Annotated in this window: 17 protein-coding genes; 6 read left to right on the forward strand and 11 right to left on the reverse strand. The window is 58.7% G+C overall.

The window, feature by feature from the left end; genetic code table 11:
* Positions 1-5: 5 nt before the first annotated feature.
* From secD to queA, 4 genes are all read right to left on the reverse strand, one after another.
* The gene (secD, locus tag NV64_RS10205) at positions 6-1,853 is read right to left on the reverse strand and encodes a protein translocase subunit SecD (RefSeq protein ID WP_072166316.1); all 1,848 of its coding nucleotides are present in this window, start codon (positions 1,851-1,853) and stop codon (positions 6-8) included.
* A gap of 28 nt (positions 1,854-1,881) precedes the next feature.
* Positions 1,882-2,211 carry a preprotein translocase subunit YajC gene (gene yajC, locus NV64_RS10210; RefSeq protein ID WP_056233931.1) on the reverse strand — a complete coding sequence of 110 codons (330 nt, stop codon included), beginning with the start codon at positions 2,209-2,211 and terminating at the stop codon, positions 1,882-1,884.
* 17 nt (positions 2,212-2,228) lie between these two features.
* The gene (gene tgt, locus NV64_RS10215; protein ID WP_056233929.1) at positions 2,229-3,359 is read right to left on the reverse strand and encodes a tRNA guanosine(34) transglycosylase Tgt; all 1,131 of its coding nucleotides are present in this window, start codon (positions 3,357-3,359) and stop codon (positions 2,229-2,231) included.
* Positions 3,360-3,454: 95 nt separating this feature from the next.
* Positions 3,455-4,534 carry a tRNA preQ1(34) S-adenosylmethionine ribosyltransferase-isomerase QueA gene (queA, locus tag NV64_RS10220; protein ID WP_101505856.1) on the reverse strand — a complete coding sequence of 360 codons (1,080 nt, stop codon included), beginning with the start codon at positions 4,532-4,534 and terminating at the stop codon, positions 3,455-3,457.
* Between the two features lie 84 nt (positions 4,535-4,618).
* On the opposite strand from queA, the gene NV64_RS10225 reads away from it, so the two are divergent.
* From NV64_RS10225 to NV64_RS10235, 3 genes are all read left to right on the forward strand, one after another.
* Positions 4,619-5,200, forward strand: a complete 582-nt coding sequence (locus NV64_RS10225) for an ACP phosphodiesterase (protein WP_101505857.1) — start codon at positions 4,619-4,621, stop codon at positions 5,198-5,200.
* Positions 5,201-5,397: 197 nt separating this feature from the next.
* Complete coding sequence (locus tag NV64_RS10230) at positions 5,398-6,000, forward strand: peroxiredoxin C (protein WP_056233921.1); 603 nt, start codon at positions 5,398-5,400, stop codon at positions 5,998-6,000.
* Between the two features lie 391 nt (positions 6,001-6,391).
* Positions 6,392-7,675, forward strand: a complete 1,284-nt coding sequence (locus NV64_RS10235; protein ID WP_056233919.1) for a histidine-type phosphatase — start codon at positions 6,392-6,394, stop codon at positions 7,673-7,675.
* Here the strand turns inward: NV64_RS10235 and NV64_RS10240 are convergent.
* Positions 7,656-8,555: a LysR substrate-binding domain-containing protein gene (locus tag NV64_RS10240; RefSeq protein WP_056233917.1), complete on the reverse strand. Its 900-nt coding sequence runs from the start codon at positions 8,553-8,555 to the stop codon at positions 7,656-7,658. The two genes, NV64_RS10235 and NV64_RS10240, sit on opposite strands and share 20 nt — an antisense overlap.
* Positions 8,556-8,698: 143 nt before the next feature.
* Here NV64_RS10240 and NV64_RS10245 point away from each other — a divergent pair, with 143 nt between their 5' ends.
* On the forward strand, positions 8,699-9,532 hold the full coding sequence (locus tag NV64_RS10245; protein ID WP_101505858.1) for an MBL fold metallo-hydrolase: 834 nt from the start codon (positions 8,699-8,701) through the stop codon (positions 9,530-9,532).
* Between the two features lie 60 nt (positions 9,533-9,592).
* On the opposite strand, the gene proY is transcribed toward NV64_RS10245, so the two are convergent.
* The 6 genes from proY to phoB all read right to left on the reverse strand — a co-directional run bounded on the left by proY (position 9,593) and on the right by phoB (position 17,130).
* On the reverse strand, positions 9,593-10,945 hold the full coding sequence (gene proY, locus NV64_RS10250) for a proline-specific permease ProY (RefSeq protein ID WP_056233913.1): 1,353 nt from the start codon (positions 10,943-10,945) through the stop codon (positions 9,593-9,595).
* Positions 10,946-10,997: 52 nt separating this feature from the next.
* On the reverse strand, positions 10,998-12,320 hold the full coding sequence (gene brnQ, locus NV64_RS10255; RefSeq protein ID WP_056233911.1) for a branched-chain amino acid transport system II carrier protein: 1,323 nt from the start codon (positions 12,318-12,320) through the stop codon (positions 10,998-11,000).
* 403 nt (positions 12,321-12,723) lie between these two features.
* The gene (locus NV64_RS10260) at positions 12,724-13,824 is read right to left on the reverse strand and encodes a cobalamin-independent methionine synthase II family protein (RefSeq protein ID WP_056233909.1); all 1,101 of its coding nucleotides are present in this window, start codon (positions 13,822-13,824) and stop codon (positions 12,724-12,726) included.
* Positions 13,825-14,160: 336 nt separating this feature from the next.
* Positions 14,161-15,084: a PstS family phosphate ABC transporter substrate-binding protein gene (locus NV64_RS10265; RefSeq protein ID WP_056234013.1), complete on the reverse strand. Its 924-nt coding sequence runs from the start codon at positions 15,082-15,084 to the stop codon at positions 14,161-14,163.
* Positions 15,085-15,103: 19 nt separating this feature from the next.
* Positions 15,104-16,417, reverse strand: coding sequence for a phosphate regulon sensor histidine kinase PhoR (gene phoR / locus NV64_RS10270; RefSeq protein ID WP_056233907.1), 1,314 nt, complete (start codon positions 16,415-16,417; stop codon positions 15,104-15,106).
* A gap of 23 nt (positions 16,418-16,440) precedes the next feature.
* A complete protein-coding gene (gene phoB / locus NV64_RS10275; protein WP_056233905.1) occupies positions 16,441-17,130 on the reverse strand; it encodes a phosphate response regulator transcription factor PhoB in 690 nt (229 codons plus the stop codon).
* 197 nt (positions 17,131-17,327) lie between these two features.
* Here phoB and sbcD point away from each other — a divergent pair, with 197 nt between their 5' ends.
* Entirely contained in the window at positions 17,328-18,548 is a 1,221-nt protein-coding gene (gene sbcD, locus NV64_RS10280; protein WP_056233903.1) for an exonuclease subunit SbcD, read from the forward strand.
* A complete protein-coding gene (locus tag NV64_RS10285) occupies positions 18,545-21,901 on the forward strand; it encodes an AAA family ATPase (protein ID WP_056233899.1) in 3,357 nt (1,118 codons plus the stop codon). Before sbcD ends, NV64_RS10285 begins: the two co-directional genes overlap by 4 nt.
* Positions 21,902-21,960: the final 59 nt, after the last annotated feature.

Below are 21,960 nucleotides of genomic sequence, written 5' to 3' on the forward strand. Positions count from 1 at the left end.
ACTCCTCAGATAGACAACTTAGTAACGCGTTTGCCGCCGTACATCAGGTTCACGATGGCACGGGTACCGACAATGGCAGTAAACATCGAGGTGCCGATGCCGATGGCGGTAGTAATGGCAAAGCCTTTAATCGAGCCGGTGCCCACTGCGTACAGGATGATAACCTTGATCAGCGTGGTCACGTTGGCATCAACGATACTGGAAAACGCGCCTTTGTAACCCTCATGGATCGCCTGCTGAACGGAACGTCCGTTGCGCAGCTCTTCCTTGATACGTTCGTTGATCAGTACGTTAGCATCGACCGCGACCGCCAGCGTCAACACGATACCGGCAATACCCGGCATGGTTAGCGTGGCACCCGGCAGCAGCGACATGATACCGACGATCAGGATCAGGTTGGCGATCAGCGCACTGGTCGCAACCAGGCCCATTTTCTTATAGAACAGCACCATAAAGATGATTGAGGCAAGCAGGCCCCACAGGCAGGCTTCCAGACCCTGAGTGATATTCTGCGCACCCATGGTCGGGCCAATGGTACGCTCTTCAACAATCTGGATCGGCGCAATCAGCGCACCGGCACGCAGCAGCAGCGATAGCTGACGGGCTTCGTTCGGGTTGCCAATGCCGGTAATACGGAAGCTGTTACCCAGTCGCGACTGGATGTTAGCAACGTTAATCACCTCTTCCTGCTTCTCAAGGATCGCACGGCCGGTGGCGTCTTTCTTCCCGCTGTCTTTGTATTCAACAAACAGCGTGGCCATCGCTTTACCGACGTTATCTTTAGAGAAGTTGGACATGATATTACCGCCCGCGCTGTCCAGCGAGATATTCACCTGCGGCTGGCCGTATTCGTCGGTGCTGGAGGTTGAATCGGTAATATGGTCACCGGTCAGGATCACCCGCTTGTACAGCGCAATCGGCTGGCCATCACGGGTATCTTTCACTTCGGAATCGCCCGGCACGCGGCCGTTCGCCGCCGCAGTAGCGTCAACGTTGGTGTTCACCAGACGGAACTCGAGGGTGGCCGTCGCGCCCAGAATCTCTTTCGCGCGCGCGGTGTCCTGAATACCCGGCAGTTCAACCACGATGCGGTCAGCACCCTGGCGCTGAACTAAGGGTTCAGCCACGCCCAGCTGGTTGACACGGTTACGCAGGATAGTGATGTTCTGCTGAACCGCATATTCACGGGCTTCACGCAGGCGTTCATCGGTCATCACCGCCGTCAGCGCGTTGCTGCCGCTGCTGTTAATCACCATATCGCGATGCAGGCCGGTCAGATAAGTCACCGCATGGTTACGCGCGTCAGCGTCACGGAAACGAATTTCCAGACCCCAGTTATCGGTCTTGCGCACGTTAACGTAAGGAATGTTTTTATCGCGCAGCCCGCTGCGCAGGTTGTCGATGTTCTGCTCCTGGAGCTTGCCCAGAGCGGTATCCATATCGACTTCCATCAGGAAGTGCACGCCGCCACGCAGATCAAGGCCGAGTTTCATCGGTTCTGCGGACAGCAGGGTAAGCCAGGTTGGCGTCGCCGGAGCAAGGTTCAGCGCCACAACGTAGTTTTCACCGAGTGCTTTGGTAATCGCTTCACGGGCGCGCAGCTGCACGTCAGTGTTAGCAAAACGCGCCAGGATAGCACCGTTCTCCAGAGCGACAGATTTGCTCTGAATATTGTCTTCTTTTAATGCGTTCTGAATCTGACCCAGCGTTTGCTCACTGGCGGCGCTTCCGCGCGCGCCAGTGATCTGAACAGCCGGATCCTCACCATAAAGGTTGGGCAGCGCATACAGCAGGCCGACGAGTAATACGACGACCAGCATGATGTACTTCCACAAAGGATAACGGTTTAACACGGCAGTTCCCTTAGGGAAAACGGTAAAATTACAGCGCCTTCATCGAACCTTTCGGCAGAACGGCAGCTACGAAGTCACGTTTGACCACAACTTCAGTGGTCTCGTTCAGCGCGATAGCAACATAACCGGTTTCAGCAACTTTCGTTACACGGCCGACCAGGCCACCGGTGGTCAGCACTTCATCACCCTTGGAGATAGAGTCCATCAGTTTTTTGTGCTCTTTCGCACGCTTCTGCTGAGGGCGCAGGATCATGAAGTAGAAAATCAGACCAAATACGACCAGCATAATCACCAGAGAATACGGACTTCCCTGAGATGGAGCTGCAGCAGCCACGGCATCAGAAATGAACAAGCTCATTAAATTTCCCTCATTGTTTAATTATCAGACGTTAATGGCGGAACCGCCTTGCCCGTCCGTTGGTAGAATTCGGTAACAAAGTGCTCTAATTTACCCTCTTCAATGGCCTGACGTAAACCCGCCATTAAACGCTGGTAATAACGCAGATTGTGGATGGTGTTAAGACGCGCACCCAGAATTTCGTTACAGCGGTCAAGATGGTAAAGATAAGCACGGCTGTAATTGCGACAAGTGTAACAGTCACACTCGGCATCCAGCGGGGACGTGTCGTCTTTGTGTTTAGCGTTGCGGATTTTAACCACGCCATCGGTTACAAACAGGTGGCCGTTACGCGCGTTGCGGGTTGGCATCACACAGTCAAACATATCGATACCGCGACGCACGCCTTCAACCAGATCTTCCGGCTTGCCCACGCCCATCAGGTAACGCGGCTTGTCCTGCGGCAGCTGCGGGCAGACATGCTCAAGGATCCGGTGCATATCGTCCTTCGGCTCACCCACTGCCAGGCCGCCAACAGCGTACCCATCAAAGCCGATGTCCACCAGCCCTTTCACCGAGACATCTCGTAAATCTTCGTAAACACTACCCTGAATAATGCCAAATAAGGCGTTTTTATTCCCCAGCGAGTCGTGACGGTCGCGGCTGCGCTGCGCCCAGCGTAACGACATCTCCATCGAGCGCTTGGCATAATCCCAGTCGGCCGGGTACGGGGTACATTCGTCAAAGATCATCACGATGTCAGAGCCGAGATCGAACTGGATCTCCATCGATTTTTCCGGGTCGAGGAAGATCGCATCACCGTTGATCGGATTGCGGAAGTGCACGCCCTTTTCGGTAATTTTACGAATATCGCCGAGGCTGAACACCTGGAAGCCGCCGGAATCGGTGAGGATTGGCCCTTTCCACTGCATAAAATCGTGCAGATCGCCGTGCAACTTCATGATCTCCTGGCCCGGGCGCAGCCACAGGTGGAAGGTGTTGCCGAGGATGATCTGTGCGCCGGTCTCCTGCACTTCTTCCGGGGTCATACCTTTGACGGTGCCGTAGGTGCCCACCGGCATAAAGGCCGGGGTTTCAACCACGCCACGGTCAAAGACCAGGCGGCCACGGCGCGCGCGGCCGTCGGTAGTGTCTAGTTCAAACTTCATGTTGCCTCCATCAGAGAAACAATCTGATGATTAAGTTAACCGGCGCGAATCGGGGTTCACACCGGTGGAATCAGAACCGGGCCAGCGCCCGGCTCTCAGGAAATGGGCTGACCGGGGATTTCGCTAAACGCCCGCTCGTTGCGGGTGATAAACATCGCGTCACCGTAGCTGAAGAAACGGTACTGTTCGGCGACTGCCTGCCGATAGGCGTGCATGGTGTTACGATAACCGGCAAACGCGGAAACCAGCATAATCAGCGTTGACTCAGGCAGGTGGAAGTTAGTCACCAGCGCGTCAATCACCTGATAGTGATAGCCCGGGTAGATAAAGATTTTGGTGTCGCCGAAGAACGGCGCAATCAGCGCATCGCCCGCCGCCTGCGCCGCGCTCTCCAGCGAACGTACCGAGGTGGTGCCGACGGCGATCACCCGGTTGCCGCGCGCTTTACAGGCCAGCACGGCGTCAACCACGTCCTGAGGAACCTCGGCATATTCGGCGTGCATGATATGGTCTTCAATGCTGTCCACCCGCACCGGCTGGAAGGTACCCGCGCCGACGTGCAGAGTAACAAAGGCGCTCTCCACGCCCTTTTCGCGCAGTGCAGCCAGCAGCGGCTCATCGAAATGCAGGCCGGCCGTCGGCGCGGCGACCGCACCCGGCTTCTGACTGTAAACGGTCTGATAGAGTTCGCGGTCGGCGTCTTCATCCGGGCGGTCGATATACGGCGGCAGCGGCATATGGCCGATGGCGTTGAGAATATCCAGCACCGGGCGGTCATCGTTAAATTCGATTTCAAACAGCGCGTCGTGGCGGGCGGTCATGGTGGCCTGCACGCTTTCATCTTCTCCCAGCAGCAGTTCGCTGCCCGGCTTCGGCGCTTTGGAGGAGCGCACGTGCGCCAGCACGCGCTTATCATCCAGCATGCGCTCGACCAGCACTTCAATTTTTCCGCCGCTGGCCTTGCGGCCAAAAATACGCGCCGGGATCACCCGCGTGTTGTTAAACACCAGCAGATCGCCGGGATTGAGCTTGTCCAGAAGGTCCGTAAATACACCGTGCTGCAGCGCGCCATCTTCACCGTTCAGCGACAGTAAACGGCAGCCGCTGCGCTGCGCCTGTGGGTAGTGGGCAATCAGGGATTCAGGTAACTCAAAAGCAAAATCGGCAACGCGCATGGTCAGTCACAGTCAGGGAAATCAGGGCGCATATTCTAGCTGAAATCCGACTGAAAACCCAAAGAAATGGGATATAGTAAGCGGATGAACTATTTAGCCCACCTTCATCTGGCATCGCTGGCCAACAGCTCGCTGCTCGGCAATATCATGGCTGACTATGTGCGCGGCAATCCTTATACGCAGTGGTCGACCGATGTTGCCGAAGGTATCGCCCTGCACCGCCGCATCGACGCGCTGACCGATTCGCTGCCGGAGGTGCGCGAGGCGCGGGGGTGGTTCCGCGCCGAAACCCGCCGCGTCTCACCGATTACCCTTGACGTGGTGTGGGACCATTTCCTGTCACATCACTGGGATAAGCTGGTACCTGAGGTGGCGTTGCCCGATTTCCTCGCCGACGCGCAGCGCACTATCACGCCCGATCTGGCCAATACTCCCGAGCGTTTTCAGCAGCTTAACCATTACCTGTGGCAGGATCGCTGGATGGAGCGCTACGCTGACGCCGGGTATTTGCAAAAGGTGCTGCAGGGTATGGCCAGCCGTCGACCGCGGCTGGCGGCGCTGGCGGAGAGCTATCAGGATTTCGCCGAGCATTATCATCAGCTTGAGGCGCTTTTCTGGCAGCTCTACCCACGAATGATGCGCCAGGCCGCCGACGGCACGCTGTGAGAAGAAGCGCAGCTTTGGCGCTTGCCCTTTTTCTTAAAAAGGTTATTTTATAAAACTGCTTTTTAATAACTCGCCTTTTGATAGGCACAGCCTATACGATCAATCGGCGGATTACGCTGGTTCCCGGCAGGATGTTACCCGTATACTTCACGCGTCTTGTCACATTTACTATCCACTAACCTTTTACAGGAGTGAACATGGTCCTGGTAACTCGCCCAGCCCCTGATTTTACTGCCGCTGCCGTACTGGGCAACGGTGAAATCGTTGAAAACTTCAACTTTAAAAAACACACCGCTGGTAAAGCCACCGTTGTGTTCTTTTGGCCAATGGACTTCACCTTCGTCTGCCCTTCTGAGCTGATCGCGTTCGACAAGCGTTATGCTGAATTCCAGAAGCGTGGCGTGGAAGTGGTTGGCGTCTCATTCGACTCCGAATTCGTACACAACGCGTGGCGTAAAACCCCGGTTGATAAAGGCGGCATCGGCGAAGTGCAGTATGCGATGGTGGCCGACATCAAACGCGAAATCCAGAAAGCTTACGGTATCGAACATCCGGATGCAGGCGTTGCGCTGCGCGGTTCGTTCCTGATCGACAAAGCCGGTGTGGTTCGCCACCAGGTGGTTAACGATCTGCCGCTGGGCCGTAACGTTGACGAAATGCTGCGTATGGTTGACGCGCTGCAGTTCCACGAAGAGCACGGCGAAGTGTGCCCGGCTCAGTGGGAAAAAGGCAAAGAAGGTATGGGCGCATCGCCGGAAGGCGTGGCTAAATACCTGTCTGAGAACGCCGCTAAGCTGTAATCTCAACGCGTTAAAAAAACCGCTACGGCGGTTTTTTTTTGCCTGATTGTCCGCGGTGCCTTTTGTCGTTCCTCTTTTTCGCCTGTCCGTTTGCCGGTGCCCTTAACGTGCTGATCCGGTCATCTGCCTGCGTATTACGTGCCTGCCTGCTGACCTGTACACGCCATTCCCGTTCGCGTTCATTGCACAATTTGTGGTCATGCTCACGGAAAGTTATTCACTGATTCATCATCATTCGCATACCCCTGCTGGTCAGGGATTTTTTGGAGCACTAATTGCACGCGTGTGCAAACAGGCGCTCCCCTTTGCCCGACAGGCGGCAGTTAAACCCGGTTTACGCCTGTGCATCGCTGGCAGGAGCATCCTGCCTTCATCTGCAAGGAAAAAACATATGATAACCCGACACAAATTCTGGCCGCGCCTGATGATAATCGCGGCAACCGGCCTCGCCAGCCACGCTGCTCTGGCGGGTGACTACGTGCTGGAAAAAGTGGTGGAGATCAGCCGCCACGGCGTGCGTCCGCCAACGCCTGACAACACCAAAGCGATGGAGGCCGGCAGCGATCGCCGCTGGCCGGGGTGGCTTACCGCCGATGGCGAGTTGACCGGCCACGGCTATGCGGCAGCGGCGCTGAAGGGGCAGTATGAAGCGGCGGGCTGGCGACAGGCCGGATTGCTGACAGCGGGCTGCCCGCAGCCCGGTACGCTGTTTGTCTGGGCCAGCCCGATGCAGCGCACCCGCGCCACCGCGAAAGCGCTGACCGACGGGGCCTTCCCCGGCTGCGGGGTGGCGGTGCACAGCGTGGCGGGCGACAGCGATCCGCTGTTTCAGATCGATAAGATGGGCCTGGCACCGCTGGACAGCGCCAAAGCGCTGGCCGGCATCAACGCAGCAATGGGCGGCAGCGTCGAACAGGCACAACAGCGCGCCACCGCAGATATCGCCCGCATGAAGGCGGCGGTCTGCCTGCCCGGCACTCCCTGCCCGGTGTTTGACCAGCCCTGGTCCATTAAACAGGGCAAGGATGGTCGCTTTGACGTTAAAGGACTCTCTACCTTGTCAAATATGGCAGAGACCTTCCGCCTGGCCTGGAGTGAAAATATTCCGGCTGAACAGGTGGCATTTGGCCATGTACACTCAGCTGATGAGGTTGCCCGCCTGATGCCGTTGCTGACTGCCAAATATGACTACACCAGCGATGTCCCCTATATCGCCCGGCGTAACGGCTCGGTGCTGATGGATCAGATCGCCAAAGCGCTGGCGCAGGGCGTTACCCCACAGCAGGATGCCCCGCCGGATGTACACTGGCTGCTCTATGTGGCACACGACACCAACATCTCCTGGCTGCGCACCATGCTCGGTTTCAGCTGGCAGCTGGCCAACTATCCGCGCGGTAATATCCCGCCAGCCGGCAGTCTGGTCTTCGAACGCTGGCGCGACGGCAAGAGCGGCCAGCGCTTTATCCGCCTCTACTTCCAGGCGCAAACCCTCGACCAGATCCGCAACCTCATCCCGCTTAACGGTCCGCAGGCGCTGGTCCGGAAAGAGTTTACAGCGCAGGACTGCCGGGTGACCGATGTCGGCGTGTTGTGTCCTTATCAGAGCATGCAGAAGATGATTAACCGCAGCATTGACCGCAGCGCACTGACAACGGTCAGCTACCGGTCGGAATAATCCCCTGTTGGTTCAGCAGCCACTGCGCAAATGCCTTAAGCGGTTCACTGCTGAGTTCAATGGCCTGCGGCAGGATCAGACTGAACGTTTTAGCGACTGAGCTTGCCGCAGGCCAGGGGGCGACCAGCGTCCCCGCAGCCAGCTCGTTTTCCACGTACAGCCGCGGCACCAGCGCCACACCCAGCCCGGCCAGCGCGGCTTCGATCAGCATGGCGTGCAGATCGAAGCGGGCTCCGATGGCGGGATGGCTCAGCGGGATGCCGGTCTCCCGCGCGTAGTGTTGCCAGGCATCAGGATTCTGTCGCCGGTGCAGGCGTGGTAGTCGATCAAGCTCCTGACTTTCGCTGCCAGCCACCAGCAGTTGCGGGTGGCAGACCGGAATCAGCACCTCATGGATCAGCGGGCAGCTGACCATTCCCGTCCAGGCCGGATGCGCAAAATGAATGGCTGCGTCAAATCCGCTCTCGGCCAGCACAAAGGGGGCCATGCGTTCAGCAAGATGCACAGTAATTTGCGGATACGCCTGCCGAAAGTCTGGCAGACGCGGAATCAGCCACTTCATCGCAAACGTCGGGGTCACGGCGATCTCCAGGCTGGCGCTGTCACCGGGCTGTCCCATCAGGTACCGGCTGTCACGCTCCAGACGGTCCAACAGTTCGCGCACCTGCGCGGCGTAGCGTTCACTTCCGGGTAGCAGCCGCACGCGATTGCCGGTTCTGTCAAACAGCGCTACCCCGAGAAATTTTTCCAGCCGGGAAATCTGCCGGCTGATCGCGCCTTCCGTAAGAGAAAGCTCGCTGGCGGCACGCGCAAAGCTGCCGTGTCGCGCCGCCGCTTCGAAGGCAATAAGCGAGCTGTTGCTGGGAACTTTTCTGCGCATAAAGGGCTGACCTGTCACACCTTGATTTTTTGTCATGAATGCCTGTCAAAATATCGCTTACCGGGCTGATTTCAAAGCGTTAACCTGACAGAACATCACGCTACCTACCCGTCGCGCCATCTCTTCTAATCAGGAACCTCCCAATGACCTTAATGACACCACCCGGCATGCAGAGTGGCGACTATTCCGTTGTTGCCATCAGCGACGGCTACCTTTCCGCCAGTCTGGATCTGCTTTCGGGTATCACTTGCCAGGATGCAGCAGCCTTGCAGCAGCAAGCCGGCATCAGCGATCCCTCTGCCGTGCATATCAACTGCTATCTTTTGCGCGGCTGTGGCCGCACGGTGCTGATAGATGCCGGTGCAGGAGGGATTAATCAGTGGGGGGGCAATCTCCAGGTTAATCTTGCACGTGCTGGCGTACAACCCGCGGAGATTGACACTATTTTGCTCACCCACGCCCATCCTGACCATATCGGTGGGCTTTTGAATGCCTCAGGTGAAGCGGCGTTTCCCGGCGCTGAACTGGTGATACAGCAACGTGAGGTCACTTTCTGGCAGGATGACGCCAACCTGAGCCGGGCCAGCCAGCGGGCGCGCGGCAACTTCCTTTTCGCGCGTAAGGTGTTCGACCGCTATCGTCAGCGAACGCGCACCTTTAACGCTAATGAGGTTCTCCCCGGCATTAGCGGCATCCCCCTGCCGGGACATACTGCCGGGCATTCCGGCTATCGTATTGAGTCGGGTAATGAAAGTCTGTTGGTCTGGGGGGATATCGTCCACTTTCCTTCCGTTCAGATCGCGCATCCGGCGGTCTCAATCGCGTTTGATCTGGATCCACAGCTCGCCGCTGAAACTCGCCTGAAACTGTTAGACCAGGCCTGTTCCGAACAGCTGCTAATTGCCGGGATGCATCTTGATGAGCGCGGATTCACCCGCATTGAGCGCAGGGGCAACCGCTGGAGAATGTCAGCATAAAAAAACGGCGCGAACCGGTTTCACCCGCTTCGCGCCGCATTGTTCAGCGTTAACGACAGATTACGCCGTACGGCGCTTCACCCACTGCCAGCTCAGCACCAGCAACGCTATCCACACAATACCGACATAGAGTGATATGCGGGTATCCGGGAAGTAACCAATCAGCCCGATAATCAACGCAAGGAACAGGATCCCCACCACGGCTATAGGGGTACCGCCCGGCAGGGCAAATTTCAGCGCCTTACGCTGTTCTGCGTTCAGCGAGCGGCGGAAACCGATCTGGGAAAACAGGATCATAATCCACACCCATACGGTCGCAAAGGTCGCCAGTGAAGCGATAGCCAGAAAGACTTTTTGCGGCATCAGATAATTAAGCCCCACCGCAACCAGCATCGCTGCCATCATCGTCAGCACGGTTAGCCACGGCGCCCCGTTGCGGGTTACGCGGGTAAAGGCCTGCGGTGCCTGGCGCTGCCCGGCCATGCCGTGCAGCATGCGGCCAACGCCAAATACATCGCCGTTAATCGCCGACAGCGATGCGGTAATCACCACAAAGTTGAGGATTGCCGCGGCCCCCGCAATACCCATATGCTGGAAAGTCAGCACAAACGGGCTGCCCGTGGTGCCAACCAGATTCCACGGGTAAATCGACATGATCACAAACAGCGTACCGACATAGAACACCAGAATACGCAACGGCACGGTATTGACCGCGTTGGGAATAGAAATTTCCGGGTTCTTTGCCTCACCGGCGGTGATGCCGATAATTTCAATACCGCCAAAGGCAAACATCACCACCTGCAGCGACAGCAGCGTCCCGATCCAGCCGTTAGGGAAGAAGCCACCGTTACTCCACAGGTTACTGATGCCGGTAGGCTGGCCGCCGTTACCAATGCCCCAGATAATGATGCCGAGCCCGGCTAAAATCATCAGAATAATGGTAACGACCTTGAACAGCGACAGCCAGAACTCCATTTCGCCAAACAGTTTTACCGTCGCCAGATTAAGGGCTCCGATAACCAGCACCACGCTCAATACCCAGATCCACTGCGGTACATCCGGGAACCAGAACCCCATATAGATACCGAACGCGGTAACGTCAGCAATGGCGACAATCAGGATTTCGAAGCAGTAGGTCCAGCCGGTGATATAACCGGCCAGTGGCCCCAGATAATCGTTGGCATAACGCGAGAAGGAGCTGGACTGCGGGTTATTCACCGACATTTCGCCAAGGGCCCGCATAATAAGATACGCCACCGCGCCGCCCACGATGTAGGCCAGCAGCACGCTGGGGCCGGCCATCTTAATGGCATCGGCAGAGCCGTAGAACAGCCCGGTGCCGATTGCCGAGCCCAGCGCAATAAAGCGAATGTGCCGGTTACTCAGTCCTTGCTTGAGATTGGTATTTTTCATCTTCCACCTGTCTGCCCCCTTAACCGTTGGGGGCAAGGGGGAAAATTACACGCTATTGCTGATGTGCGGTAACGGACTGGCGGGCTGACAGACGATCGTAAATCGCCACCAGCACCAACATCGCCAGAGAAGGCGGCAGCCAGGCCAGACCCTGATCGGCCAGCGGCAGATTTTGGGCGAAGGCAGGCAGCAGCTCTTTAAATGCCGTTGTTTTAATCGCATCAACAATACCGAACAGCAGGCTTACCAGCATGGTTGGTGCGATAATCCGCACGCTTTTCTTCCACCAATTCAGGGTAAAGCTTAACAGCACCAGCACGATGCACGGCGGGTAAATCGCGGTTAATACCGGAATGGAAAACTGGATTAAATGACTGAGCCCGAGGTTGGACACCACCATAGAGAACAGGCCTAGAATAAAGACCAGCTGACGATAGGTAAGTGGTAAAAGATGCTCAAAAAATTCAGCGCAGGCGCAGGTCAGGCCGACGGCGGTCACCATGCAGGCAACAAAGATCAACGCAGCGAGGAAGAAGCTGCCCATCCCGCCAAAGGTATGCTGGACGTACGCGTGCAGGATCGCCGCACCGTTAGCGGTCTGATCAACGATTGATGCGCTGTCAGAACCCAGCTTAAACAGGGCAAGATAGACCAGCGTCAGGCCGATACCGGCGATCAGACCGGCGATCACCGTATATCGGGTGAGCAGTTTCGCTTCGCTGATGCCGCGCGAACGGGCAGCGTTAACGATAACGATACCGAACACCAGCGCGCCCAGCGTATCCATGGTCAGATAGCCGTTAACAAAGCCGCTGGAGAAGGCCGCACGCTGATAATCCGCGTTTGCCGGCGCAAGGCCACCGGCTGGCCACAGCAGCGCCGCTACGCCCAGCACCGCCAGCGCAATGATTTTTAGCGGTGCCAGCACGTGGCCCACGGTATCCAGCAGTTTGCCCGGATAGAGCGAAATGCCGATCACCAGCACAAAATAGATCAGACTGTAGATAAACAGCGGCATAGCACCGTCGCCGGTCAGCGGCGCAATGCCCATTTCAAATGAAACGGTGGCGGTGCGCGGCGTGGCAAACAGCGGGCCAACGGCCAGGTAGCAGACGGTAGCCAGTACCAGGCCTGCAGCCTTGCCGATCGGTGAGCTGAGGGCATCGATACCGCCGCCCACGCGCGCCAGCGCAATAACGGTAATGACCGGCAGGCCAACGGCGGTGATCAGAAAGCCGATCGCTGCCGTCCAGACGTGTTCACCGGACTGAATGCCAACCATCGGCGGGAAAATGATGTTTCCGGCCCCGACAAACAGGGCAAAGGTCATAAAGCCCAGAGCCAGAATATCTTTAGATGTTAAACGATGCGTCATAAGAAGCGTGCTGCCTGTACTGGTGTTAAAGATCGTGATGTCAGTTATATCGCCCTGTTTTCTCTAAAAACGTCGCCAAATCAGTTCAATGCAGTGTAATACACTTTACTGAGCGCTAACTGGCAGCGAATTTGAGGTTTTTATTCTCAATATGCAGGGGGATAACGAAAAAACGGGGCTAAGTAGAACGTTTATAGCGGAGAAAGGCAAGACGGGATCTAAAAAGCAGAAGGATATAGCGCAAAAAACTGCATACCTGGTGAATAACCGTAACTTATGCAAAGAACACGTTACATGATTTGTATTTTTTTCAACCGTAGCGGGGTTAATTTCCGCACCATTTACCCTACATATGCACAAAAGGCGCGGAAAACCGCGCCCTGTACACAAAACGGTGCAGTGGTTACCAGACGCGTTGCGCCACTTCGACCACCCGCTGCAGCTTGGCCCACTGCTGCTCTTCCGTCAGACTATTGCCCTCTTCGGTAGAGGCAAAGCCGCACTGCGGGCTGAGGCAAATCTGGTCGAGACTGACGTACTTCGCCGCTTCTGCGATGCGTTTTTCCACCGATTCCACGGCTTCCAGCTCGCCAGTTTTGGTGGTAATCAGCCCCAGCACCACCTGCTGCCTGCCCGGTTTGATGAAGCGCAGCGGCTCAAAACCACCGGCGCGCTCATTATCGTACTCAAGGAAGAAGGCGTCGATGTTCACGCCGCCAAACAGCAGTTCAGCTACCGGCTCATAGCCGCCTTCAGAGATCCAGGTCGAGCGGAAATTACCGCGGCAAACGTGCAGACCAATAATCAGATCGTCCGGTTTGCCTTCCAGCGCCTTGTTCAGTACCCGGGCATAGGTCTCAGCCAGCTGCTGCGGGTCGTCACCGCGCTCGCGGATCTGGCGTTTCTGATCGTCTGAGCACAGGTAAGCCCAGACGGTATCATCCAGCTGCAGATAGCGACAGCCTGCGTCATAAAACGCTTTGATCGCGTCCCGATACGTTTGCGCCAGGTCGTCAAAATAGACGTCCAGATCGGGATAGACCGTCTCATCAATCACCTTACGACCACCGCGGAAGTGCAGCACGCTCGGACTTGGGATAGTCATTTTCGCCACAGCATCACCGCTGATGCTCTGCAGGAAGCGGAAATCTTCCAGCATTGGATGGTTGCTGAAACCCAGCCTGCCGGTGACTTTAACGCCACGGGCTTTGGTCTGCACGCCGTTGAACTGAATGCCCTGCTCAGCTTCATAGCGCTCCACGCCGTCCAGGCCGTCGAAGAAATCAAAGTGCCACCAGGCACGGCGGAATTCACCGTCGGTCACCACCTGCAGACCGCATTCGCGCTGCTTTGCCACCACCTTGCGGATCTCCTGGTCTTCCACGCGGCGCAGTTCGGCGGCGTCAATCACGCCGGCTTCAAACTGCTTGCGCGCCTGTTTGATTGCAGCAGGACGCAGATAGCTGCCGACGACTTCGGCGCGGTACGGGGTGAAGGTGCTCATAGAATTTTCTCCTTGCTACCGGGCGCGTAATTTAGCGGCGGTATAGTTACACTGCGTTAACTATGGACGTCTGGATGTCTATATATCTGCTGTTAAGAGTGTCATGAGAAGGTCATCGCCGCAAACGAGGAAAATTCACCATAATTGAAAAAAATTCATGTTACAGGGCCGACTGACCAAAAGGCGCAGGATGCTCAGAGGCGTGCACCCTTTTCTGTATTGACCTTAGCCAGTGGCAAATAAATCAGCCCGGCGCAGCGTGCCGCCCTGCTGTAAAGAGGATGAAGAGGAGTATGAAACCGGCTACGGTCTGCAGACCGTTTGCCGTCAGAGAGTTCAGGGTTCCAGCAGCGCCAGCGCCTGCCGCCGCTGGGCTTCGGAGAGGGGCAGATAACCGGACTGGCTGACCTGCGCCTGCCCTTCGGCAGACAGCGCCAGCCGCAGGAAGGTGGCGGTCAGCGGTTCCAGCGGCTTGCCGGGCCGTTTGTTAACGTAGATGTAGAGTGGGCGCGCGTAAGGATAACGGCCGCTGCGGATATTGTCAGAGGTCGGCGCAATCCAGTCGCTGCCGCTGCGTGCCACCGGCACCGTTTTCACCCCGCTGATATGAAAACCGGCGCTGGCGTAACCAATGCCGTTCAGCGTGCCGGCAACCGCCTGCACCACTGCCGCAGATCCCGGATATTCACCGACGTCGTTGCGGAAATCACCGTTACACAGCGCCTGCTGTTTAAAGAATCCCCAGGTGCCCGAAGCCGAGTTACGACCAAAGCGCTGCAGGCTGCGCGCGGCCCACCCCGGCTGCGTCAGCTGCAGATCTCCCCAGCGGGCTGGCGAGGTGGGTGAACCGCAGTTGCGGGTCACGGAGAAGATCGCGTCCAGCTGCTCAACGTTCAGCCCCGGCAGCGGATTGTCCTGGTTCACCACCACCACCAGTGCGTCCAGCGCCACCGGCACGGCCAGCGGCAGGTAGCCGTAGCTGTCTTCAAACAGCTGGCGCTCGGCGGTCTGCATCGGGCGGCTCATCGCCCCCAGCTGCGCCGCCCCGGCCGCCAGCGCGGTGGGCGCGGTGGACGAGCCCGCCGCCTGGATCTGCACGTTAATCCCCGGGTACTGACGGCTGAAGCTTTCCCCCCAGACGGCCATCAGGTTACCGAGGGTGTCTGACCCTACGCTGGTCAGGTTACCGGCCAGCATCCCCTCGCGCGCCGGCGTCAGCGGAGTGAACAATAACATCAGTAGTGCAAACAGCGTTTTCATCAACAGCGACTCACCAGAGTTAACCCAGCGCATTCTCAACCCGATCGGCGGTAACAATCAACCTTGGCGGCAACTGAAAGCTGAAACAGGTCTCTTTGCCCGGCTGGCTGGTAATATCCAGCCGGGCGTTATGGTGGCTGAGCGCGTGCTTTACGATCGCCAGCCCCAGCCCGCTGCCGCCGGTGTTGCGCGAGCGCGCCTTATCCACCCGGTAGAAGCGTTCGGTCAGGCGCGGGATATGCTCGGCGGCAATCCCCGGCCCGTTATCCTTCACCGCAAACACCGGCCCCTGCGCGGTACGCAGCCAGCTAACGTCAATCTGCGTGCCGGATGGCGTATGGTTGACGGCGTTATAGACCAGGTTGGAGATCGCACTCCGCAGCTGATCGTCGTTGCCGAATACCTTCAGGTGCGGGTCGGTATGGAAGTGAATCTCATGGCGGCCGTTGCTCAGCGTTTCCGCCTCGCGCTGCAGGATGCGCAGCATCAGCGGCACGTCGACCTTCTCCTGCAGATCCAGCGTCGGTGCCGCTTCGATGCGCGACAACGTCAGCAGCTGGCTGACCAGGCTGTCCATGCGTTTCGCCTGCTCCTGCATGGTGTGCAGGGCCTTATCACGCAGGCTGCCCTCCAGCACCGAATCGTTCATCATCTCCAGGTAGCCCTGCAGTACCGTCAGCGGCGTGCGCAGTTCGTGGCTGACGTTGGCGAAGAAGTTACGCCGCGCGCCTTCCAGCTGGTGCTTCTGGGTCACGTCGCGGGCCACCATCAGCCACTGCCCTTCGGTGTAAGGCATCACGCGGAACTCAAGGTGGCGCTGGTTATTGAGGATCAGGGTGAGAGGACGGGAGAAATCGCGCTGGCGCAGGTAGCGGGTAAATTCAGGATAACGCAGCAGGTTGAGGATATTCTGCCCGTTGTCCTCCGGCCAGCGCAGGTTCAGCAGCTGCTGGGCGAGACCGTTACACCAGAAAATGGTGCCCTCTTCGGTGGTCAGCACCACCGCATCCGGCAGCGATTCCGCCCCGCTGCGAAAGCGTTTAATCAGATGCCCCAGCTCGCGACGACGACGACGGTTACGCGCCTGCATCTGATACAGGCCGTAAAACAGCGGTTCCCAGCTGCCGCGCCCGCTCGGCGGCGTCATGCTGCGATCCACCCACAGCCAGTGGGAAAGCCGGAGTAAATTGTTGAAATGAAAACCCAGCACGCAGAGCACTGAGACCAACAGCAGCCAGGGCAGCCAGCCCGTCAGCAGCCCGATAAAAACGGCGGGCAGGCTGGCGAGCAGCAGCTCAAGCAATAATCTCTTCCAGGAGAGGCGTTCCAACACGGTTCAGACTCCAGCATGAACACTCAATAGCGGGCAGAGAAACGATAACCTGTTCCGCGAACCGTTTGCACCATGCGATCGTGCCCGGTCAGTTCCAGCGCCTTGCGCAGCCGGCGAATATGCACGTCAACGGTGCGATCTTCAACGTAAACGTTAGTTCCCCACACGTGGTTTAGCAACTGCTCACGGCTGTAGACGCGCTCGGGGTGGGTCATAAAGAAGTGCAGCAGTTTGTACTCGGTCGGCCCCATCTCCAGCGGCTGGGTGTCGGACATCACCCGGTGCGAGGAGGGATCGAGGCTAAGCCCCTGAATTTCAATCACCTCCTCCACCGCCATCGGGGAGATGCGGCGCATCACGGCTTTAATGCGTGCCACCAGCTCCTTCGGCGAGAACGGCTTGGTAATGTAATCATCCGCGCCCACTTCCAGCCCGCGCACGCGGTCTTCCTCTTCACCGCGCGCGGTCAGCATCATCACCGGAATATCGCGGGTCATCGCTTCACGCTTAAGATGTTTGATAAACTGAATTCCGGAACCGCCGGGTAACATCCAGTCCAGCAGAATCAAATCGGGCCAGGGTTCGATCAGCAGGCTGACCGCGCTGTCATAATCCTCAGCTTCGATTGGCTGGTAGTCATTTTGCTCAAGAACGAAACACAACATCTCGCGGATTGGGGCTTCATCTTCTACTACCAGAATGCGCTTAGCCATTATTGCTCCTGCTCGGGTGACAAAAAGTCACGGGTTTATGCGGCGCCATTATGCGTCAGTTTTATGACACTTTTATGAAAAAAGCACCCGATAAATGACAGTTCACTGCGGCCCCACAGCCCACGGGTTATCAATGGTTTGCCAGCGGCACAATGTTTATAATCAGTCTCACGCTTTTCCGCCATGCAGGGAGTTTCATGCGCATCATTCATACCGCCGACTGGCATCTCGGGCAGTTTTTTTATACCAAAAGCCGGGCAGCCGAACATCAGGCCTTTCTTGACTGGCTGCTGGAGCAGGCCGAGGCGCAGCAGGCGGATGCCATTATCGTCGCAGGCGATATTTTCGACACGGGTTCACCGCCCAGCTATGCCCGCGAGCTGTACAACCGCTTTATCGTCAGGCTGCAACCCACCGGCTGCCAGCTGATCGTGCTGGGCGGCAACCATGACTCCGTCGCTATGCTCAACGAATCCCGCGAGCTGCTGGCCTGCCTGAATACCCGGGTGATAGCCGCCGCCGGTGACGACATCGCCGGGCAGGTGCTGCTGCTCAACCAGCGCGACGGGCAGCCCGGCGCGCTGCTGTGCGCCATTCCGTTCCTGCGGCCGCGCGATATCCTGCACAGCCAGAGCGGGCAGTCGGGGCGCGAGAAGCAGCTCAGCCTGCTGGAGGCGATCGCCGGACACTATCAGCAGTGCTGGCAGGAGGCGCTGGCCCGGCGTGAGGCCCTCGGCGTGACGCTGCCGATTATTGCCACCGGTCACCTGACCACCCTCGGCGTCACCAAAAGTGACGCGGTGCGCGATATCTACATCGGCACGCTCGACGCGTTTCCGGCCGACGCGTTTCCGCCCGCCGACTATATCGCCCTCGGCCATATTCACCGCGCCCAACGCATCGCCAACAGCGAGCATATCCGCTACAGCGGATCGCCCATCCCGCTAAGCTTCGATGAGCTCGGTAAGGAAAAGAGCGTCTTTCTTGTTGATTTCTCTCAGGGAAAACTCAGCAGCGTCACCCCGCTGGCCATCCCCGCGTTTCAGCCGATGCAGATGATCAAAGGGTCGCTGGCGGAGATTGAACAGCAGCTGGCCGCCGTGCAGCCGCACCCGAGCGGCAGGCCGGTCTGGCTGGATATTGAGATCGTCACCGACACCTGGCTGAGCGACCTGCAGCGCCATATTCAGCAGCTGACCGAAGCGCTGCCGGTCGAGGTGATTCTGCTGCGCCGCAGCCGCGAACAGCGGGAGAAAAACCTTGCCCGCCAGCAGAACGAAACCCTGAGCGAGCTGAGCGTGGAAGAGGTGTTCGCCCGCCGCCTGGCGCTGGAAGAGGAAACCCCGGAGCGGCTGGCACGCGCCGGCGTGCTGTTTGCGCAGACCCTGGAAGCGGTGCGCCACGAGGAACAGCCATGAAAATACTCACCCTGCGGTTTAAAAATCTCAACTCCCTCAAGGGCGAGTGGAAGATCGACTTCAGCGCAGAGCCCTTTGCCAGCAACGGGTTGTTTGCCATCACCGGCCCGACCGGGGCCGGCAAAACCACCCTGCTGGATGCGATCTGCCTGGCGCTGTACCACGAAACACCGCGCCTGAAGGGCATCACCCAGTCGCAGAACGACCTGATGACCCGCGATACGGCGGATTGCCTGGCCGAGGTGGAGTTTGAGGTCAAGGGCGAAGCCTATCGCGCTTTCTGGAGCCAGAACCGCGCGCGCGGCGCCAGCGACGGCAACCTGCAGGCCCCGCGCGTGGAGCTGGCGCGCTGCGATGACGGTAAAATTCTCGCCGAGAAGGTTAAAGACAAGCTGGAGATCACCGCCGCGCTGACCGGGCTGGACTTCGAGCGCTTTACCAAGTCGATGATGCTGTCGCAGGGGCAGTTTGCCGCCTTCCTCAACGCCGATGCCAATAAACGTGCCGAGCTGCTGGAGGAGCTGACCGGTACCGAGATTTACGGTCGCCTCTCAAGCGCGGTGTTTGAGCGCCACAAGCTGGCAAAAAGCGAGCTGGATACGCTGCGCGTTCAGGTTTCGGCGATGGAACTGTTGAACGAGGAGCAGCAGCAGGCGCTGCAACAACAGCTGGCGCAGCTTACAGAGAGTGAGCAAGCGCTCACATCAAAACAGCAGCAACAGCAGCGGGAACGGGCCGAACTCCATCAGCTCGGCCTGTTACAGCAGGAGCAGCAGCAGCTGACGCAACAGCACGCCCGGCTGGCGGAGCAGCGCCAGCAGGCGCAACAGGAGCTGGCCGCCGCTACCGACGCGCATCAGCAGGCGATTGCAGCCCAGACGCAACAGGCCGCCGTGCGACAGCAGCAGGAGACGCTGATCGCCGAACAGGTATCGCCGCTGGACCATCAGCTGGCTACCTTACGCGATCGTGCCACAGAACTGGCGCGCGAGCGAAGTGAGTACCAACAATTGCTTAGCCGCCGGCAGCAGGAACACGCGGCTAACCAGCAGCAACGTCAGCAGAAGCAGGCGGAGCAGCAGCGGCTGGCCGACTGGAGCCAGCAGCATTCGCACTATGCACGCTACGGTGAGTCGTTGCCACTGTGGCGCGAACGTTTCCGCCAGCAGCAGCAAAGTAAGCAGTCACTCACTCAGCAGCAGTTGCGGGTCAGCACACAGCAACACGCGCAACAGGATTTGCAACAGACGCAGCAACAGCTTGAACAGCAGTTCGGGCCGCTGCGCCAGCAGCTGGATGCCGCAGAACTGAGCCTGAAACAGGCGCAGCAGGCGCTGGACGCACTGCCCCAGCGCAACGATGAGCCCGCCCTGCGCGAGTCGCTGGCTACCGCCACTCGCCTGCGGCCGCAGCGCCAGCAGCTCGCCACCCTGCTGCCGCAGTGGCAGCAGCTGCGGCTGCGCCGCCAGCGTCTGGCAGAGGAGCGGACGGAGCTGGTGCAGCAGATCGCCCGCACGGGCGAGCAGTTACTGAACCTGCGCAGCCAGTGGAAAGAGAAAAATGAGCACGAACAGGATCTGAAACGGCGCTGTGAACTGGAACGGCAGATTGCCGACCTGGCTCAGCACCGCGCCCGGCTGGAGCCTGGCCAGCCCTGCCCGCTGTGTGGTTCCGAATCCCATCCGGCAGTGGCCGAGTACCAGGCGCTGCAGCTGACGGAAAATCAGCAGCGCCATGCGTTACTGCTGCAGCAGGTTCAGACGCTGAAAGAGCAAGGTACCGCCTGCGGCGAGCAGCAGAAACAGCTACAGCTGCAGGACGCACGCCTGCTGCGTGAAGAGCAGGAGGCGCAGCAGCAGGCAGAACAGTTGAGCCAGCAGTGGCAGCAGGCGGCACAGCCGTTAGAGATGCCGTTCAGTCCTGATCAAAGCGAGCAGGCCTGTGACTGGCTGCAGGCGCAGGAGCGCCAGGAGGCGGGTCAGCAGCAGCTGCTGACCGCGCTGGAGCAGGCTTTGCGCCTGTGCCAGCAGCGGAAAGAGTCCCTGCAGCAACAGCAGCTGGCGTGGCAGGCGCTGCAGCAGCGCAGCCTGCTGCTTCAGCAACAGCTGACCAGCGCTGCAGAACAGCTGCAGTCTCTACAGCAGCAACTGGAGCAGGACAGCCAGCAGGCCGCGCGCCAGCGGCAGGAACTGGCCGCATCGCTGCAGGCGCTGGGCCTGACCTTGCCGGACGGTGACGATGACGGCTGGCTGCAGCAGAGTGAACAGCACTGGCAGCAGTGGCAGCAGAACGCCGCCGCGCTGGCCGCGCTGGCACCGGAGCTGGCGACGCTGGCCAGCCGCCAGCAGGCGCTGGATGACGATGTGCAGCAGCAGCAACAGCGCCTGGCTGCCCTGGACAAGCGCCAGCAGCAGCAGCAGCAGACCCTCGATGACCTGCAGCAACAGCGCCAGCAGCTGTTTGGCCTGCGCCAGGTGAGCGAGGCGCTGCAGGCGCTGCGCGACGCTTCAGAGCAGCAGCAGCAGGCGGTTCAACAAAGTCAGCAGCGCTGGCAGCAGCAGCAGGACCAGATAAATACCCTGACCGGACAGCATAAATCACTAAATGAACAACTCATCGCGCTACAGACGCGGCTCAGTGAGGCGGAACAGCAGCTGAACCATCCTGAAAATCCGGCGGAAATGCGCGCAACGCTCGATGCCAGCCTGGCTGCGCTGACCGCGGAGCTGCGTGAAAACGCCGGCCAGCAGGGGCAGCTGCGCCAGCAGCTCGGCCAGGATTTACTGCGCCGCCAGCAGTTGCAGAACCTGCTGACGCAGATTGCGGCTAATGAGCAGCAGCTGGAGGACTGGGCGTTCCTCAACCAGCTGATCGGTTCCAGAGAGGGGGACAAGTTCCGCCGCTTTGCCCAGGGGCTGACCCTCGACCATCTGGTGTGGCTGGCTAACAACCAGCTCAACCGCCTGCACGGCCGCTATCTGCTGCAGCGAAAATCGCAGGAGGCGCTGGAGCTGGAGGTCGTGGATACCTGGCAGGCGGACGCCCGTCGCGATACCCGCACCCTCTCCGGCGGTGAAAGTTTCCTCGTCAGCCTGGCGCTGGCGCTGGCGCTCTCCGACCTGGTAAGCCATAAAACGCGCATCGAGTCGCTGTTCCTGGATGAAGGCTTTGGCACGCTGGATGCGGAAACGCTGGATAGCGCGCTGGACGCGCTGGATGCACTTAACGCCAGCGGTAAAACCATTGGCGTGATCAGCCACGTTGAGGCGATGAAGGAGCGTATTCCGGTGCAGATTCGGGTGAAAAAGATTAACGGGCTGGGCTACAGCAAGCTGGAGACGCCACAGGCGTGAAAAAACCGTATCGACAGGGATAAATCGTTGTGATGGACGATTGTCATCCAGCAAAAAGG

The sequence above is a fragment of the Erwinia sp. B116 genome (genome assembly GCF_002865965.1).
In the GTDB taxonomy this organism is placed as follows: Bacteria; Pseudomonadota; Gammaproteobacteria; order Enterobacterales; family Enterobacteriaceae; genus Erwinia.

What these genes read in the sequence shown, in the direction of transcription:
- yajC (WP_056233931.1), bottom strand. Translation starts at nt 2,211, where the DNA reads ATGAGCTTGTTCATTTCTGATGCCGTGGCTGCTGCAGCTCCATCTCAG.
- tgt (WP_056233929.1), bottom strand. Translation starts at nt 3,359, where the DNA reads ATGAAGTTTGAACTAGACACTACCGACGGCCGCGCGCGCCGTGGCCGC.
- queA (WP_101505856.1), bottom strand. Translation starts at nt 4,534, where the DNA reads ATGCGCGTTGCCGATTTTGCTTTTGAGTTACCTGAATCCCTGATTGCC.
- NV64_RS10225 (WP_101505857.1), top strand. Translation starts at nt 4,619, where the DNA reads ATGAACTATTTAGCCCACCTTCATCTGGCATCGCTGGCCAACAGCTCG.
- NV64_RS10230 (WP_056233921.1), top strand. Translation starts at nt 5,398, where the DNA reads ATGGTCCTGGTAACTCGCCCAGCCCCTGATTTTACTGCCGCTGCCGTA.
- NV64_RS10235 (WP_056233919.1), top strand. Translation starts at nt 6,392, where the DNA reads ATGATAACCCGACACAAATTCTGGCCGCGCCTGATGATAATCGCGGCA.
- NV64_RS10240 (WP_056233917.1), bottom strand. Translation starts at nt 8,555, where the DNA reads ATGCGCAGAAAAGTTCCCAGCAACAGCTCGCTTATTGCCTTCGAAGCG.
- NV64_RS10245 (WP_101505858.1), top strand. Translation starts at nt 8,699, where the DNA reads ATGACCTTAATGACACCACCCGGCATGCAGAGTGGCGACTATTCCGTT.
- proY (WP_056233913.1), bottom strand. Translation starts at nt 10,945, where the DNA reads ATGAAAAATACCAATCTCAAGCAAGGACTGAGTAACCGGCACATTCGC.
- brnQ (WP_056233911.1), bottom strand. Translation starts at nt 12,320, where the DNA reads ATGACGCATCGTTTAACATCTAAAGATATTCTGGCTCTGGGCTTTATG.
- NV64_RS10260 (WP_056233909.1), bottom strand. Translation starts at nt 13,824, where the DNA reads ATGAGCACCTTCACCCCGTACCGCGCCGAAGTCGTCGGCAGCTATCTG.
- NV64_RS10265 (WP_056234013.1), bottom strand. Translation starts at nt 15,084, where the DNA reads ATGAAAACGCTGTTTGCACTACTGATGTTATTGTTCACTCCGCTGACG.
- phoB (WP_056233905.1), bottom strand. Translation starts at nt 17,130, where the DNA reads ATGGCTAAGCGCATTCTGGTAGTAGAAGATGAAGCCCCAATCCGCGAG.
- sbcD (WP_056233903.1), top strand. Translation starts at nt 17,328, where the DNA reads ATGCGCATCATTCATACCGCCGACTGGCATCTCGGGCAGTTTTTTTAT.
- NV64_RS10285 (WP_056233899.1), top strand. Translation starts at nt 18,545, where the DNA reads ATGAAAATACTCACCCTGCGGTTTAAAAATCTCAACTCCCTCAAGGGC.